Here is a 16,566-nt window from a genome sequence, read left to right as displayed (position 1 = left end):
CGGGCCGATTTTTAACTATTGGGGGCTCAGCGCCTGCTGCAATTCGGCTACGGTTTGCGGCCGGTTTTCCGGGAAAATCGCCATGGCCCAATCGATCGCTTTTAACAGATATTCCGGGAAGCGGCGCTTGTGGGCTTTGACGGCCGGCGGCAAATTGTCCTGCTTGGCGCGGTCCGGCGACGGTATCGGGATTTTGTAGTCCAGGCAGGCGCGCATGCTGGCACCGACGGCATAAATGTCGGACCAGGGGCCGAGATTGCCGTTACTGTCGTATTGTTCGATCGGCGAATACCCGTTGGTCAGCACTTTGGCCCGGTTGCGCTGCGGGTCCAGCGTGATTTTGCGGATCGCGCCGAAATCCAGCAGCAGCGGATCGTTTTCGGCGCGGATCAGAATGTTGGCGGGCTTGATATCCAGATGCACCAAGCCTTTTTGATGAACTGCGTCGATACCGTTCAGCAACAATGGGAATACCGTCAACAGGAATTCTTCGGTAATCGGCAGGCTTTTGCGGTGTAGGATTTTATCCAGGGTGACGCCGTAGTCGTAGGTCATGACCATATACACGGTATCGTTGGCTTGGAAGAAGTTGATCACGTCGACGATGTTGTGGTGCTTCAGCATCGCCAGAACTTTGGCTTCCTCGAAAAACAGCGCCCGGCCGCGCATGAATAACGCCTTGGCTTCTTCGCTATTCGGCGCCACCAGGTTATTCCAGGTACGGTGCGCCAGCTTGCGCGGCAAGTATTCCTTGATCGCCACCTGCGTCTGGTCGGACATTTGCCGGGCCAGATAGACTGAACTGAAGCCGCCGTGCGCCAATTCCCGCTCGATCATGTACTGATCTATAATGGTTCCCGATTGCAGGTAGTTCCATTGTTTCGGGTAGGTTTCCGGATCGTAATATTCGGCCATAAGGAAAGCTGCGCGGGTAAAGCGTGAAGATTATAGGTGAAAAATGATTAGAAGCATGACCGCGTTCGCGGACGGCGAAATGAGCGCCGACAACCTGACTATCTTGTGCGAATTGCGTTCGGTTAACCACCGTTACAGCGACGTCAGCGTCAAATTGCCCGAGCGCTTGCGATTTGCCGAAGCCGACGTTCGCCGCTTGATAGCCGAAAAGCTGAAACGCGGCAAAATCGAATGTGCATTGAGTTACAAGAAACAGACCGGCGAAGCCAGCTTCAATGTGAATCGGGAAAACGTGCGGCGTCTGTTGGCGGCTACCGCCGTTATCGAAGCCGAAATGAGCAAGCCGCAAGCTTTTTCCGCGCTCGATGTGTTGGCTTTTCCCGGTGTTCAGCAAGAGCAGGAGACCGACAAGGACGCGCTGCACGACAAAATCGTTCAACTGCTGGAGGAAACTCTGGACAAAATGCTGGAGACTCGGGTTCGAGAGGGGGCGCAACTGGCACAATTGCTGGAAGACCGCTGCCAGAAGGTGTTGGTGTTGGTCGAAGCGGCGCATAAACGGATGCCCGAGGTATTGAACAACTTACGCAATAAATTGACGGCCAGAGTCCAGGAAATGGTTGCCGAGCCCAATTTCGACCGGCTGGAGCAGGAGCTGGTGCTGCTGGCACAAAAGTTCGATGTGGCCGAGGAATTGGACCGGCTGGAAACTCACGTCCTGGAAGTGCAGCGCGCGTTAAAACAACCAGAACCCACCGGCCGGCGCCTGGATTTTTTGATGCAGGAAATGAACCGGGAAGCTAACACCCTCGGCTCCAAATCCGCCGACCGGGAAATGACCCAGATCTCGATCGATTTGAAAGTGCTGATCGAGCAGATGCGCGAGCAAATCCAGAACATTGAATGATGTTTCAGGCTGTCTAAACCAATCCAGCCAGACCATAAAGCCCAGTCAATCTGGGCTTTTTTGTGTCCTCAAGTGTCCCACGCTTGCTACCCGTTCGGTTTAATCGACAGGCAACAGCGTTCTCTCTGCAGCAACCGGCCGCCCGTTCAAGGCCAAATGTCATTGTCCCGCTTGAACTTTTCCAATCATTGAGACGCCCAAGCGGCGGGATTGTGGGTCGCTTCGCGCGATCGGTACCCGAAACCGCCGCGAGAAGGGGATCAAACAAATATTTCATCAGCCTCCTGCTGCCGGATTGGGAAGCGGCTCAAATTCAGCCGCGCTTGATCGGGGCGGTCAACCGTTAACGGTCATGGTATTCCAGCTCCGGATATGCTCGCTCGCCCGGCGGCTGGGTTTTTTCCGAATGGCGAAATAGATAATTTTGCAAGGTGCCGGGGTAGGTGATGCCGGCGTGGTAATCGTAGAACTCGTATTCGACTTCTTCTACCGGTGGGGCCTGGGTTTTCGCTACCGTATGTTCGCTGTGTTCGGCCCAAGCCGGCATCAGCCATAGTCCGCATAAAACGGTCAACCCCGCTGTTCTTAGTGTGTTGTTGTTTTTCATATCAGTCACCTCTGAGTCATTACAGCGGTTTCGGGCGTAATCCCGACCTTCGCGCTTGGCATTTAGTTCCTCGGCAATCGGCGTCTAGCCTACCAATTATTTGAAAAACACCCCCCGCAGGTAGGGCGAAACGTTAGCGTATCCCGGTTAATCTTGCTATCGACCGAAACGGAGACTGGCGAAGCGCCGGTCTCGACGTTTCAACCCTGATTTCCGCGAATTCAAGGTTTTTGGTGGCTGGACCGTGAGGTGTATTGGCATCGCATATTTCGCCAGGTCGTTCGCCGCGGCGATGCGTTGGCTGCCGGCGGTTTAGCGGGTGAAGACCAAGCTCATCTTTTGGCATTGCGCGATGCGGTGGACGGTGACCGGGCCGCGCCGCACTTTCTGGTTCGGGCGGTATTAGGTAACGAAGATCGTCCGGACCCTTTTTAAATTTTGGCACCGGGTTGCCGTCGTGAAAAGACCTTGCCACCGCGCCTTGGCTTCGGCGGTGCGGTCGTTTCTGAAGCTGACAACAACGGTGCAGCTGAATCCGCGCTAGGTCCTGCCCCCTAAGTCTGTAGGGTGTTGGCGGCAGGGATTTGCGGTTATCGTAAAAGAACTGAGTAAATTCGCTAGAATCTAGCGATTACACTCGGCAACAACAGGATCGCCATGAATGGCGGCCTTATATTTTCATCGTTAGTCTTTGGAGTAGAGTATGAAACTGAAACACACATCGATGATCGTCGGCGCGTTGCTATCGGGCGGCCTGACCAGTGCTGCGCATGCCGTACAGCAACCTAATTTTTACGAATGTTCCGGCCGCGGCGCCAACCTGACTCTGAGCATAGGCAGCAAGGCGGAAGTCGGCATTTTCCCGGCGGCGACCATACTCAATCTGGACCTGGGTAAAAAGAACTATTCCTTCAAAGAGGCCGACATCACGGTCGAATCCACCCTGATCGGCGAGCTGTGGGAGGTCACGCTGGAACACATTCCTGATTTGCGTATCGACCACGCCTCCGTGGTGATTCCGCAAATCAACTTGGCTGACGCTCCGCAGCATTTCGTCAGCCAGTTGATCCTGACCCGGGTTGCCACGCCGTTTACCGGCGAACCGCCCAAAGGCGTGGTCAATGCGTCCCGATACATCGACCTGAGTTGCTCGGCGTCTGTGGTCTATTATTGATAACCCAATATTGCCATGCCGACGCAAGTCGGCATGCTTTCGCCCGGTTGCTTCCGTTCAATATGGACATGTTGCGACGCTTGACCGCCCACCCCAGATAGCTTGCGTATGACATTGTCTGCCACGTTAATTGCCGGAACCGCCTACTTCATGTTGGGCGGGCTTTGGTTTACGCCGCTGTTCGGCAAATACTGGGACCGGGCGGTCGGCTTTTGCCGTCCGCAACGCTGGCGGCCGCCGGCGATCTACTACCTGGGGCCATGGCTGGGCTGCCTGATTGCGGCTTTTGCCACTGCAATCCTGTTCGATATAATCCGGCCGGCATCGTTGACGGATGCGTTAAAAATCGGGTTTGTGATCGGTGCCGGCTACGGCGCCGCGCTTACCGCAGTCAATGCCATCTCGCCGAACATGCCGAAACCGGGGCTGTACGCACTGGTGGTCGGCGGTTACCACTGGCTGGGATTGACCTTATGCGCCGCAATTTTGTACGAATTGGCCTAACCGATCATGCCGAAAACGACTTGCACTTATTGGAATCCCTTATTACCCGCCAAGCAGGACGGCTGGCAGCCGATTCCCGGTCTGGAAGGCCTGGCGGAACAATTGACGCTGAGCATCGATCCGGAAGCCGGCGAATATACCCGCCTGACCCGCTTCCTGCCGGGGGCCGACACCGCCGAATTCGGCGGCAAGACCCACGACTACCCGGAAGAAGTGTTCATTGTCAGCGGCCGATTGTACGACGCTGCTTTTGACCTGTGGCTGGAAGCCGGCCACTACGCCAGCCGACCGCCCGGTGAATTGCACGGTCCGTTCAAAACCGACCTTGGCTGCGTGGTGCTGGAAGTTTCGTTTCCGAATCGGGTCTGACGATAACCACATGTCCGAATCTCTCGAATACATAAAAGACTTGCTATTGAGCGATGGCCTCCCGGCCGATGCCGAATGGCTGTTCGATCTCTACCGTCAATCGATGCGAGACTGCGTCGAGGCGACCTGGGGTTGGGACGAAGACTTTCAAAAAAGCGGTTTTAACCAAAACCTTAAGCCCAGCGATTGGCAGGTCATTTGGCTGGGCGAACACCGTATCGGCGGGTTCGTGTTGAACGAATGTAGCGACCATCTCCGGCTGGCGATGATCATGCTCGAGCCGGAATATCGACGCCAAGGACTCGGCCGAAAAATCCTGACTCACATTCAGCAAGTAGCCAGGCAAAAGGCATTGCCGGTCAGGCTCAATGTCATCAAAGCCAACCCCGTCCTGCCGTTCTATACCAAATTGGGTTTTCGCCAATACGCTGAAGACGAGGCGTGTTTCCGATTGCAGTGGGACGCCTAAACCTCAGGCGTTGTGCTGCCGCTTTTAGGTAGTCTGCGCTTGAAAATCGCTAAACGCGCTACCATGTCGCCGGCATCAGAACCCAATAGCCGGAGGCCGCCATGAACGATCCCAAGCAAACCCATTCTGCCGATCCCTTCGTCAAGCGCGTGCTCGCGGTTGGCGCAGTCGCCGCCGTACTACTAGCCGTTTGGAATTGGCGCCCAGGACTTTCGGCACCGGAACCGGCATCGATCCGAACCGTGGCGGCGCGCGGCGATTTGGCGGCCGACGAGAAAAGCACGATCGAGCTATTCGAAAAATCCCGCGATTCGGTGGTGTACATCAGCACCGCCGCGCTGGTGCGCGACGCCTGGACCCGTAACGTATTTTCGGTACCCAAGGGTACCGGCTCCGGCTTTATCTGGGACGAAGCCGGCCACGTGGTGACCAACTTCCACGTCATCGCCGGCGCCAACGAAGCCACCGTCAAACTGGCCGACGGCCGCGACTACAAAGCCGCGCTGGTCGGCGCCAGCCAGGTGCACGACATCGCCGTGTTGAAGATCGGTGTCGGCTTCAAACGGCCGCCGCCGGTGCCTATCGGTACCAGCAGCGATTTGAAGGTCGGGCAAAAAGTGTTCGCGATCGGCAACCCGTTCGGTCTGGACTGGACCTTGACCAGCGGTCTGGTATCGGCTTTGGACCGCTCGTTGGGCGGCCAGGAAGGTCCGGCCGTCGAGCATTTGATTCAAACCGACGCGGCGATTAATCCCGGCAATTCCGGCGGTCCGTTGCTGGATTCCGCCGGCCGCCTGATCGGCATCAATACCGCAATTTATAGCCCCAGCGGCGCCTCGGCCGGCATCGGTTTCGCGGTGCCGGTGGATACGGTGATGCGGGTGGTGCCGGAATTGATCAAACAGGGCAAATACATTCGTCCGGCCCTGGGCATCGAAATCGATCAACAAATGAACGAACGGCTGGCCACTTTGACCGGCACGGCCGGCGTCGCGGTGTTGCGGGTGCAACCCGGTTCGGCGGCGGATAAGGCAGGCTTGCGCGGCGTCGAACTCGCGTCGAACGGCGTCATCCCCGGCGACATCATCGTCGCGATCAACGGCAAGCCGGTAGACTCCTTGTCCAAATTGTTCGCCCGCCTGGACGAACAGAAAATCGGCGATGTCGTCAAAGTACAACTGGTCAACAACGGCCAGACCCGCGAAGTCGAAGTAACCTTGCAGCCGGGGAATTGATTGGGCTTGGTAGTTGGTTATAACTACCAAGCTGTAAATGATCGAACCCCACCGTCGCTCCCGCGAACGCGGGAGCCCCGTTGCGCATTCGATTCGCACCTTGGCTGCAAAGTCTCGCCAAATCCGGATCGACTGGTAAGCTCGCAGACTAAACGCCCGCATCTCGCCAGCCATGACCCCAACCAAACCGCCCAAACTCAATCCGCGTAAATTGCTGCTCAGCAAATGGACCGCAGTTGCGCCGCAAAACCGGGAAAAACACTTTATTGTCAGTAAAGTGCTATGGCCCGACGATCCGACGCTACCGCTGGAGTTGATCGAACTGGAAGCGGTGCACAGTAAGCGCATCCAACTGCTGCCGTGGCGGGCCTTGCAGGACACCGCCACCTGGCGTCAGGGCTGGCATTGAGCGATGAGTTACAACCTGGTCTGGTTCAAGCGCGACCTGCGCCTGCACGACCACGCGCCGCTGTGGCAAGCTTGCCGCCATGGCCCGGTGCAGTGCCTGTACATCATCGAGCCCAGCCTGTGGGCCGCGGCCGATGCGGCAAGCCAGCACTACCTTTTTCTGCGGGAAAGTCTGTTAGACCTGGATTTGGCGCTACGCAAACGCGGTGGCGGCTTGCGGGTCGAAATCGGCGAAGCGGTCGATGTGCTGGAACGGCTGTGGCGGCAGGCGCCATTCGCGGCCTTGTACTCGCATCAGGAAACCGGCAACTGGCTCAGCTTTCAGCGCGACTTGGCCGTGCAGCGCTGGTGCCGGACTCGGCATTTGCCCTGGCACGAATATCCCCAATTCGGCGTCGTGCGCCGCCTGCAGGATCGCGATCTGTGGCAGGCCGAGTGGGAAAAACTGATGGCCGCAAACTGTCTTGAGGCACCGACAAACGTCCAATGGCTGCAACCGGAGTTACCAATGACGTTGCCTGAACCGCAGACCTTGGGTCTAACTCAACCTGATCCGCCGCAGCGCCAACCAGGCGGTCGCCGCCAAGGTATCGAAACCTTGCGCGATTTTCTGTTCGAACGCAGCCGCGGATATCGCGGCGGCATCTCCTCGCCATTATCGGCTCCAAGCGCCTGCTCGCGGCTGTCGCCGTATCTGGCCTTCGGTTGTCTGAGCTTGCGGGAAGTAGTGCAAGCCAGCCGCCGCCAGATCGCTGCCTTGCCGCAAGGCGACCCGCGCCGGGCCGGTCTGACGGCTTTCGTCAGCCGTCTTTACTGGCATTGCCATTTCATCCAGAAACTGGAAAGCGAGCCGGAGCTGGAATTCAGAAATATGCATCGCGGCTACGACGGTCTGCGCGAAGCCGATTGGAATCCGTATCATTTTCAAGCCCTGATCGACGGCCGCACCGGCTGGCCGCTGGTCGACGCCTGCGTGGCGATGTTGAAGCAGACCGGCTGGCTGAATTTCCGGATGCGGGCCATGCTGGTTTCGGTGGCCAGCTATCCGCTGTGGCTGCACTGGCAGCCGGTCGGCCATTGGCTGGCCCGGCAGTTTCTGGATTACGAGCCGGGCATTCACTGGAGCCAAATGCAAATGCAGGCGGGCACCACCGGCATCAACGCCACCCGGGTCTATAACCCGATCAAACAAGCTCGCGACCACGACCCGCACGGCCACTTCGTTCGGCATTGGCTGCCGGCCATGCGGCGGGTGCCGCAGGCATGGCTGTTGGAACCGTGGCGGATGCCGGCCAGACTGCAACAGCAATGCGGGGTCAAGGTCGGCGTCGATATTGCCGAACCGCCGGTCGATCTGGAAATCGCCACCCGGCAAGCCAAAGCCAGACTTTATGCCGTGCGTGGCAAGGCCGAAGTCAAAGCCGCCAAGGCCGCCATCGTCGCCAAACACGGTTCGCGCCAGCGGCCGGCGCCGCGTCGAAAAGCTCGAGCCGCCAGCGGCTGGATGCAAACCGAATTGGAATTTTGATGCATCGCAAGGCTTCGCTGCCGTCGAAAGTCTGCCCGGTCTGTAACCGGCGGTTTGCCTGGCGCAAGAAATGGGCAAAAGACTGGGATGCCGTGAAATATTGCTCGGAACGCTGCCGCCGGCAACGGCCTGCGGTAACCGCGCCATGACTACATTGCGCCTGATCCTGGGCGACCAGCTCAATCCTCTGCATAGCTGGTTGGTCGATAGCGACCCGAACGTGGTCTATACGCTGATGGAAATCCGTCAGGAAACCGATTACGTGCTGCACCATGCCCAAAAAATCATCGGCATTTTTGCGGCGATGCGCGACTTTGCCGGGCAATTGACCGCTCGAGGCCATCGCGTGCACTACCTGAAAATCGACGATGCCGACAACCGGCAAGCGCTGACCGCCAATCTGGATTGCTTGATCGAACGCTTTCAAGCGCAGCGTTTCGAATACCAGTTACCCGACGAATGGCGGCTGGATCGGCAGTTGCGGGAGTACTGCCAAAACTTGGCTATCGCCAGCCGGGCCTGCGACAGTGAACATTTCTACACCGAGCGCGACGCCGCCGCCCAATGCTTCGGCGAACAGCCGCATTGGTTGCTGGAAAAATTCTATCGGCGGATGCGGGTCAAACACGGCGTATTGCTCGACGACAGGCAATGGCCGCTGGGCGGGCAATGGAATTTCGACCATGACAACCGCAAGGCCTGGCCCGGCGTGCCGGCGGTGACTTACGACAACCGGCCGCGGCATGACCATACTACGCTGTGGCAAGACATCGTCGCTGCCGGCATCAGCAGTTTCGGCGCGGCCGACGCCGAAGACTTTCGCTGGCCGCTGAATCGGGCGGAAGCGTTACAGCAGCTCGACGCTTTTATCAGCGACGGCTTGGCCCAGTTCGGCGATTTTCAGGACGCGATGAGCCGGCGCAGCTGGCGGCTGTTTCATTCGCTGCTGTCGTTTGCGTTGAACACTAAAATGCTCAGCCCGCGCGAAGTGGTCGAGCGAGCCGAAGCCGCCTATCGCCAGGGCCAAGCGCCGCTGGCGGCCGTCGAAGGTTTCATCAGGCAAATCATCGGCTGGCGCGAATATGTGCGCGGCGTGTACTGGGCCAAGATGCCGAATTATGCGCAACTCAATCATTTCGGCCACACCCGGCCGCTGCCGTCCTGGTTCTGGACCGGCGAAACCCAGATGAATTGCCTGGCGGCCTGCATCGGTCAGTCGTTGCAATACGCTTATGCCCACCATATCCAGCGGCTGATGGTGATCGGCAATTTCGCGCTGCTGGCCGGCTTGGCGCCCGAGGCCGTGCATCGCTGGTATCTGGGGGTCTATATCGACGCCTTCGAATGGGTGGAACTGCCCAACACGTTGGGCATGAGCCAATTCGCCGACGGCGGCTTGCTAGCCACCAAGCCTTACGTCTCCAGCGCGGCTTACATCGACCGGATGAGCGATTATTGCAAGGGCTGCCGCTACGATAAAAAGACCCGCAGCGGCGAGCGCGCTTGTCCATTCAACGCGCTGTACTGGCATTTTTTCATCCGCCACCGCGACCAGTTACAGCGCAATCCTCGCCTGAGCATGGTCTATCGCAACCTGGACCGTTTTGCCGCAACCGAACGCGATGCGCTGGTTTGCCGGGCGCAGGCAGTGTTGACGGATCTGTCCGGGCTTTGAATGGGGTTTCGCCGCAAGGGCTTACAGATGATCTGAATATTCGCGGCTCCGGTCCAACCGCAGCTATTTGATTTGAGTTGCCTGAGCTTAAGGTGCCGGGGCAACCGCAAGCTTCTGCTGCTCGCGCGGTTGCGCCGGTTTACTGTTGGACGAAGCGTCCGATCGATTCCGGAGAATTGGTTAATTATTGATTGGTATTGGCGCCGGCCGGCGCGTAACCGTCCACGCTGATTTCCACAACGGGTTGGCCTTCCTGCCCGGTTTGACGGAAGCGCAACGCGCCGGTCACGGCGGTCGGCGTTGCCGAAGTACAGCCGCTTTGCACGTAAAACCAAGACGAATCACGCATCGACGAGCCGTCCGGGTCCATGAAATTGACGTCCGAGGTAAAGTCCACCCAGTTGTCGCTGATGGGGGCGACCGAGGTCAAGGGTTGCGCTACCGTGCTGCCGGCGACGTGGGCGACCGAGGTAGAGGTCAAGCCGACGCGGAATAAGACTTCATCCGATGCCGAGCCGCCGCGGGTGACGAAATTGTAGCCGGCGGAAACCGGGCCGCGATTGCGAAAGCCGGCGCGCTTGAAATCGTTGACTTCGAAATACTGGGTGCCGGCTGACGACGGGTTGTAGTCGACGTTGTTCAGGCGGATTTTAGCGGCGTAAACGCAACTGGTCCCGGCGGCGTTACGCCAGACTTGGTCGGTTACGGTACCGATGGTGATGTTGTTGATGCGGATATTGCGCGGGGTGCTGACGACCAGAGAATAGCCGCTGACCGGCGGATTATTGCTGGGCACCGCGCAGGTGTTGTTGGCGCCGCCGTTGGGCGAAAACGTTGGCGGAGTCGACTCCAAAGAGCCGAAGTCGCCGGTCAGGTTGCAGGTCGCGTAGGCCGAAGTGCCGCCGGGGACGGCAAAGCCGGTGGCCGGTAGCGTTATCAGGCCGGTGGCCATGGCCGATCCGGAGACGGCAAAGGCGGCGAGCATTGCTGCCGCAAGTGATGTGTGTTTCATGGTTTCTCCTTAGTTCGATAAATTGTGTGTCGTTGCTATTGAGGAGGGTTTGCTCGTCCTTGAGCATTGCGGCTAGAAGCCGTGTCCAACGCAGGTGGTTACCTGGGTTCCGTCGACCGTCACGCCATCCGGACAGATGGCGGACAGAAATTGGGTGCGGCTATCGATAACGGCCCGTTCGCTGCCTTTGGCCGCCGAGAGGTCGGCGCCGCGCAAATCCGCGCCGGATAGATCGCTGCCGCCAAGCTCCGCCCCCGCTAAGTTGGCCTGTTGCAGATCGGCATCGGCAAGTAAGGCATCGTTTAAATTGGCGTCGGACAGATTAGCTTCCCGCAACCGGGTGTCGGTCAGTGCGGCGCCGGCTAAATTGGCGTAGCTGAGGTTGCTGTTACGCATGTCGGCGTTCGCCAATTGGGTGCCGCTGAGTTCCGCGCCGGTCATGGTGGCGTGGGCCAATTGCGCCTGGGACATGTCGGCGCCGGCCAGTTTGGCGCCGGACAAATTGGCTTGGCTGAAGTTGGTTTGTTGCAGATTGGCCGATTCGGCGATCAGCGGGTTGTTGCCGTCGGATTGCAAGCTGGACAGATTGGCGCCGGCCACCCGGGTTTCGGCGCCGATAACCAGCGAACCGATCACTGCCGCGCCGGATAAATCGGCGCCGCTCAAATCAGCGCGGCCCAATTCGCCGCCCAAACGGGCTTTGAACAGCACGGCGCCGGCTAAATTTCGATCCTTTAGGCTCGTGTTCTCGCTAAAGTCGCAACGGGTCAGATCATCGCCGGCCTTGGCGGTTCGGCAAGTTTCCAGGTCGGCGGCCTTGTAGGTCTTTAACCAGCGCCAGTAGTTAGGGCTGCTGTCCGGCACTTGGTTTTGATTCTCGGCTTGTAGGCTCAAATAGGCCGAGCCGGCGTAGTTGACCCGGTCATTGGCGGCATAGATCGGGGTTTCCCCCAGTCGCCGCGAAACACACCAGGTAATTTTCCCGCGGGAGCCGGATTTGGCTCGTTAGGCGATAGGGGTGTCGGGTCGGTATCGGCCAATGCCAAGTCGGCATTGCTCGATGCATTGGCCGTTGCGGCGTTTTGTTGTGGCCGAGTCGGCTTTTCACCATTGCCAATCAAGAGCTTAGGGGTAGCGAGCGAGTGCTGGTCGCCGGTCGACCATTGCAGGGCGCCGCCGAAAATCATGGCTACCGCAGCGATACCGGCGCCGGATAACACCGTCTTGTAAATATTCATAAGCGTGCTGACGAGTCGAAGAATTCGGTCTTCGCTACCGAGACCTGTTTTTCATTCTAGCAGGCATATTGCTGCATAAAGCGCAGGAAAAAATCCTAAAAAATTATTGAAATATAAGGAATTTTTCCTGTATCCCTCGAAGAGGTTGCCGATTAGAATCGCGCAGTTTTCGTTAGAGCCATCCTCGCACGAGGCCAACTTACCAACCACTGACCTTTCCCATGTTGTCGCTTTCCGATCGCTATTCACCGCACTCAGTCTGCGGATGCCGAACTACGTTCTCTTGGTCGCTCCTAGCGCTGGTCCTGATGTTTGGTGTCCGCCAATGTCCGGCGGCAGAGCGCGAAGTCGAAGCCAATGAATTGGATAGTGTCATCGTCGAAGGCAAACCCACCGCTAAGATCAGCCCGCTCGAAGGTTTGCAACTGGACAAAGAGCAAATCGCCGGCAACATTCAGTCGATCTCCGCCAAAGACATCAAGGAATCCCTGGCCACCAGCATGGGCGACTTGATGAACAGCCATTTGCAATCGGTTAACGTCAACGATTACCAGGGCAACCCGTTCCAGATGGATATCAGCTACCGCGGTTTTTCGGCGTCGCCGCAATTGGGTACGCCGCAAGGCCTGTCGGTATTTATTGACGGTGTCAGGGTGAACGAACCCTTCGGCGATATCGTCAATTGGGATTTGATCCCGATGAACGCCTTGTCCAGCATGGACGTATTTCCGGGTTCCAATCCGTTGTTCGGATTGAATACGCTGGGCGGCGCCTTGTCGCTACGCACCAAAAACGGTTTTGACGATAGCGGTGTCAACTTGCGGTTTACCGGCGGATCGTGGGATCGGAAGAAAGGCGAGCTGACCGCCGGCTGGAACAACGGTACCGTCGCCGCTTTCGTGTCCTTTACCGGATTCGACGAAGAAGGCTGGCGGGACAATTCGCCGTCCCAGGTCAACCAGGGTTTCGCTCGTTTCGATGTGCGCGGCGAAAATTACAATCTGCGTTTCAGCACCTTGGTGGTGGGCAACAACCTGTTGGGAAACGGCTTGATTCCGACCGATTTGTACCGGCAGGATCCGGCCTCGGTGTTTACTTCGCCGGACAGCACCCAAAATCAGCTCCAGCAATACACCTTGGGCGGCGAACTGTTTTTGAACGACGAGTGGAGTGTCACCGGGCAAATTTACCGCCGCGACAGCAACCGTAAATCGGTTGCCGGCGATATTTACGAAGGATTTTCCGACATGAGCGTCGACGGACCGGGAAAGGATCAAGTGGTGCAAGCGAACGGCACTTTGACCGGAGAGCCGGTGTGCCGCTACCAGGATGCCAATCACGACGGCATTATCGATTACGGCATTTTTATCTACGATCCGTTTACCGGCACCAGTACCCTGGATCCGACGAGCATAAACAAAAAGAACTTGACGGTGGAGGAAAGCAATAATCTGTTTCCGTTGGATCCTTTGAATTTAAGTACCGGCTGCAGCACCGTGCGTTACGAGAGGGTGTCCGGCCCGCGCAACGGTGCGGCGGTTAACAACACCGATCCGATCGATCCCAATCCGATTTATTCGCCCGCCGGCTACATTCCTGGAACTCCGATCGGGGTATTGAGCAAAACCGACATCGGCCAGATCACCGACGGCGCCTCGCTGCAATTGAACTGGAACAACAAGCGGCATAAATTCATGTTCGGCGGCTCCATCGATTATGCCTCGACCGATTTCGACACCAGCCAGCGCCTTGGTTTGATCGACGCCAGTCACCGGGTGTATCTGGACCCGGCCAACATCGATCCGATATACACCGCCAGCCAGCAGGACATCAACAACAACTCCTTCAGCGGCGTTTCCCGCACCCTCAGCGGCTATTTCAGCGAGACGTTTTCGCCGGTGGATAATCTACACCTGAGCGTTTCCGGTCGCTTCAATCGCACCAACGTCAAAAACCGGATGCGGGCCCGTACCCGTGCCGGTTTCGAAAGTTTGAGCGATATCAAAGACCTCAATCAATACCGGCCGACGGTCATTTTGTGCAACGGCAGCGATCTGGCCTCGTGTGGGGATACGCCCAACTACAACGACGAGCGCTGGTTAAATGACGTTTATAACTCGCAAAACCCTTACTACGGCCTGGGCCAATATAGCGAAACCCCAACTTCGGAAAGCTTCGACTACACCTCGTTCAACCCGTCGGCCGGCTTTAGTTATCTGCCGTTCAAAAACCAGGACGTACCATACAAGGACTTGAATCCGTTCTTTAACTGGAGCCGGGGCACGCGGACCCCGTCCACTGTGGAACTGGGCTGTGCCTACGACGGCACCATGGTGCCGCAAGATCCGGGCGACCCCAACTCGCAATCAATACCGAAAAGTTTGGCGACAATCGGCGGCTCCTGCACCTTGCCGACCGCCTTGTCCGGCGATCCGTTTCTGCCGCAGATTTTCGCGAGTTCTTACGAATTTGGGGTGCGTGGCAAAGTCTTCGGCGATTGGAATTGGAATGCCGGCGTCTACCGCACCGACGTCAGCAACGACATTTATCTGGTCGGCATTACCGCCGATCGCAGCTTTTTCGACACCATCGGCGAGACCCGGCGGCAGGGGATCGAGTTCGGTTTTTCCGGCAAGGCCGGCATCGTCGATTTCTCGCTGAACTACGGCTATACCGACGCTACCTTCCAATCGCATCTGTTCATGCTGAGTCCGCACAACAGCAGCGCCGCTCAGCGCGACGTCAATGCCGACTTCGGGCAGCAATTGTACGATTCGACCGGGAGGCCGATTGTGGCCTTGCAGGACATGATCGAAGTAAATCCCGGCGACCGTATGCCCGGCGTACCGTTGCACAACATCAACGCTTCGCTGAATTTTCATGTAACCGAGCAATGGCAGTTCGGCATCAACATGGTGGCGCACACCGCCTCCTTCGTGCGCGGTAATGAAAACAACGACCATCAGCAGGGCGCCTACCACTATTACTACACCACCGACCAACTGGGTAATTCGATTCTGGTCAGAGGCCGCCAATACAAAGATGCCGGCAGCGTCTCCGGCTTTGCCATCTTTAATTTGAAAACCCAATACCAAGTCAGTAAGACGGTCAAAGTGTTCGGCATGATCAATAATTTGTTCGATCGGCAATATGCGACGGCCGGGCGGCTGGGTACCAATCCGTTTTCGCCGTCGGAGCGCGGTGCCATCGGTCCGAGTGGCTGGAATTACAACTCCAGGGATTGGCTGAGCAGTACCTTCATCGGGCCCGGTGCGCCCAGAGCGTATTGGGTCGGAATCGAGATGTCGTTCTAAACCGCAACAAGCCAAGTCTTACCCCCAGATTGGCTTATCCCCCAAACGGTGAAAGGCTGACGGCGCGGAAACCCGGCCGTAGCACATTTTGCCGTTTGTGAAATATTCACCTGCAAATACCCTCTCTGGGGAGGGGGAAGCGCGGCGCCGGACCGATTACAGTATCAGCCCAGTAACCGGGCTGATGCGTCGAAGCACAACTCAAAGCACGCCCCCGGTTAACCGCAGTTCGGCAACAGCGATTCGCTCGCGGTTTCCGCGCTACTGCAAGTACCGACAGCTTCGGCGCATCCAGGCCGTGCTGTTGCATGCCGCCGGAACCTTGCGGTTTGGCGGTTATTGATGTTGATCTGCCCCCCCAAGGATGCGGCCAACATGTTTTAGTCCATTTCCAAACTCAGGTGAATACGATGAATCTTGTTAAATCTTCGCTACTGGCCGTGCTGCTGTTGCCGGCGATCAGTTCTAACGCTAGTGCCGCCCTGGTGACGGTCGACGCCGCCAACTTCGGCATCTTCGAAAGAACCGTCAGCGGTGCCACCACCACTGTGTCTCATACCACGCCGGACAATTTGCCGCGCTACGACCTGGGCAGTCCTTTTTCCAGCACCGACACCCAAATTACCATCCGCCACTATTTCGTTTACGACTTGAGCCAAATCACCGGCAAGATCGTCGGCGCGACCTTGAAAATCTTTTCGCCCAGCGACGGCAGATCGCCGAACGAAACCGATCACTACAAAATTTCCGCGGTTTCGACCGGCGTCGATGTGCTGACCAACGGCAATTCCAGCGCGGCGGAAAATCTGGCGGCCTTCGATGATATGAACGACGGCACCCTTTACGGCCAGACCGATCTGAAGGCCTCCACCATCACCACCGGTTCGATTCTGACCATCGATTTGGCGGGGGCGCTGGCTGACTTGAACGCCAAACTGGGCGGCAAGTTCGCGTTGGGCGGGGTCATCGATCCTCTCGTCAGCCAAGACGACGGCAACGGCGGCTTGCTGGTGCCTTATTACTTCTCGGGCGCGCAAGGCAGTACCGATCCTGTACCGCAATTGATCCTGGAAACCGCGCCGGTGCCGCTGCCGGCGGCTTGGACCTTGTTCCTGGCCGGCGCAGCCGGTTTGTCTTTCGCCAAAAAACGGCGGCTGGCGGCCTGACGCAATCGGCGGCCTTTGCGGCCGCCAACTCCATTTGCTGCCGGC

The 16,566-nt window shown here is 57.8% G+C and carries 17 protein-coding genes; 13 read left to right on the top strand and 4 right to left on the bottom strand.

What is annotated here, in order from left to right; genetic code table 11:
* Window positions 1-15: 15 nt before the first annotated feature.
* Window positions 16-915 (bottom strand): serine/threonine-protein kinase, encoded by a 900-nt coding sequence (locus PL263_RS12585; protein ID WP_140912098.1) that lies wholly within the window; start codon window positions 913-915, stop codon window positions 16-18.
* Between the two features lie 43 nt (window positions 916-958).
* Here PL263_RS12585 and PL263_RS12580 point away from each other — a divergent pair, with 43 nt between their 5' ends.
* On the top strand, window positions 959-1,822 hold the full coding sequence (locus tag PL263_RS12580) for a YicC/YloC family endoribonuclease (RefSeq protein ID WP_140912099.1): 864 nt from the start codon (window positions 959-961) through the stop codon (window positions 1,820-1,822).
* Window positions 1,823-2,165: 343 nt separating this feature from the next.
* On the opposite strand, the gene PL263_RS12575 is transcribed toward PL263_RS12580, so the two are convergent.
* Window positions 2,166-2,429 carry a hypothetical protein gene (locus tag PL263_RS12575; protein ID WP_278209709.1) on the bottom strand — a complete coding sequence of 88 codons (264 nt, stop codon included), beginning with the start codon at window positions 2,427-2,429 and terminating at the stop codon, window positions 2,166-2,168.
* A gap of 249 nt (window positions 2,430-2,678) precedes the next feature.
* Here PL263_RS12575 and PL263_RS12570 point away from each other — a divergent pair, with 249 nt between their 5' ends.
* From PL263_RS12570 to PL263_RS12530, 10 genes are all read left to right on the top strand, one after another.
* A complete protein-coding gene (locus PL263_RS12570) occupies window positions 2,679-2,864 on the top strand; it encodes a hypothetical protein (protein ID WP_278209708.1) in 186 nt (61 codons plus the stop codon).
* Window positions 2,865-3,132: 268 nt separating this feature from the next.
* Window positions 3,133-3,603 (top strand): hypothetical protein, encoded by a 471-nt coding sequence (locus PL263_RS12565; RefSeq protein WP_278209707.1) that lies wholly within the window; start codon window positions 3,133-3,135, stop codon window positions 3,601-3,603.
* Window positions 3,604-3,711: 108 nt separating this feature from the next.
* The gene (locus PL263_RS12560; protein WP_278209706.1) at window positions 3,712-4,107 is read left to right on the top strand and encodes a DUF1761 domain-containing protein; all 396 of its coding nucleotides are present in this window, start codon (window positions 3,712-3,714) and stop codon (window positions 4,105-4,107) included.
* A gap of 6 nt (window positions 4,108-4,113) precedes the next feature.
* Window positions 4,114-4,476: a cupin domain-containing protein gene (locus tag PL263_RS12555; protein ID WP_278209705.1), complete on the top strand. Its 363-nt coding sequence runs from the start codon at window positions 4,114-4,116 to the stop codon at window positions 4,474-4,476.
* Between the two features lie 10 nt (window positions 4,477-4,486).
* Window positions 4,487-4,945: a GNAT family N-acetyltransferase gene (locus PL263_RS12550; protein WP_278209704.1), complete on the top strand. Its 459-nt coding sequence runs from the start codon at window positions 4,487-4,489 to the stop codon at window positions 4,943-4,945.
* Window positions 4,946-5,046: 101 nt separating this feature from the next.
* Window positions 5,047-6,180 carry a trypsin-like peptidase domain-containing protein gene (locus PL263_RS12545; protein WP_278209703.1) on the top strand — a complete coding sequence of 378 codons (1,134 nt, stop codon included), beginning with the start codon at window positions 5,047-5,049 and terminating at the stop codon, window positions 6,178-6,180.
* 172 nt (window positions 6,181-6,352) lie between these two features.
* Window positions 6,353-6,589, top strand: a complete 237-nt coding sequence (locus PL263_RS12540; protein WP_256610735.1) for a TIGR02450 family Trp-rich protein — start codon at window positions 6,353-6,355, stop codon at window positions 6,587-6,589.
* Between the two features lie 3 nt (window positions 6,590-6,592).
* On the top strand, window positions 6,593-8,116 hold the full coding sequence (locus PL263_RS12535; protein WP_278209701.1) for an FAD-binding domain-containing protein: 1,524 nt from the start codon (window positions 6,593-6,595) through the stop codon (window positions 8,114-8,116).
* Window positions 8,116-8,265 (top strand): DUF2256 domain-containing protein, encoded by a 150-nt coding sequence (locus PL263_RS20355; protein ID WP_347568914.1) that lies wholly within the window; start codon window positions 8,116-8,118, stop codon window positions 8,263-8,265. The genes PL263_RS12535 and PL263_RS20355 overlap by 1 nt, the downstream gene beginning before the upstream one ends.
* The gene (locus tag PL263_RS12530) at window positions 8,262-9,791 is read left to right on the top strand and encodes a cryptochrome/photolyase family protein (RefSeq protein WP_278209700.1); all 1,530 of its coding nucleotides are present in this window, start codon (window positions 8,262-8,264) and stop codon (window positions 9,789-9,791) included. The genes PL263_RS20355 and PL263_RS12530 overlap by 4 nt, the downstream gene beginning before the upstream one ends.
* Window positions 9,792-9,975: 184 nt before the next feature.
* Here the strand turns inward: PL263_RS12530 and PL263_RS12525 are convergent, their stop codons facing one another.
* Both PL263_RS12525 and PL263_RS12520 read right to left on the bottom strand, forming a co-directional pair.
* Window positions 9,976-10,803, bottom strand: a complete 828-nt coding sequence (locus PL263_RS12525) for a hypothetical protein (protein WP_278209699.1) — start codon at window positions 10,801-10,803, stop codon at window positions 9,976-9,978.
* Between the two features lie 72 nt (window positions 10,804-10,875).
* A complete protein-coding gene (locus PL263_RS12520) occupies window positions 10,876-11,697 on the bottom strand; it encodes a pentapeptide repeat-containing protein (RefSeq protein ID WP_278209698.1) in 822 nt (273 codons plus the stop codon).
* Window positions 11,698-12,349: 652 nt separating this feature from the next.
* Between PL263_RS12520 and PL263_RS12515 the strand changes: the two genes are divergently transcribed.
* Window positions 12,350-15,355: a TonB-dependent receptor gene (locus PL263_RS12515; RefSeq protein WP_278209697.1), complete on the top strand. Its 3,006-nt coding sequence runs from the start codon at window positions 12,350-12,352 to the stop codon at window positions 15,353-15,355.
* Window positions 15,356-15,765: 410 nt separating this feature from the next.
* Window positions 15,766-16,521 (top strand): hypothetical protein, encoded by a 756-nt coding sequence (locus PL263_RS12510; RefSeq protein WP_278209696.1) that lies wholly within the window; start codon window positions 15,766-15,768, stop codon window positions 16,519-16,521.
* Window positions 16,522-16,566: the final 45 nt, after the last annotated feature.

Source organism: Methylomonas sp. EFPC3 (assembly GCF_029643245.1).
Taxonomy (GTDB): domain Bacteria; phylum Pseudomonadota; class Gammaproteobacteria; order Methylococcales; family Methylomonadaceae; genus Methylomonas; species Methylomonas koyamae_B.
Note: the sequence above shows the minus strand (reverse complement) of the source record. Positions and strands in the feature narration are given on the sequence as shown.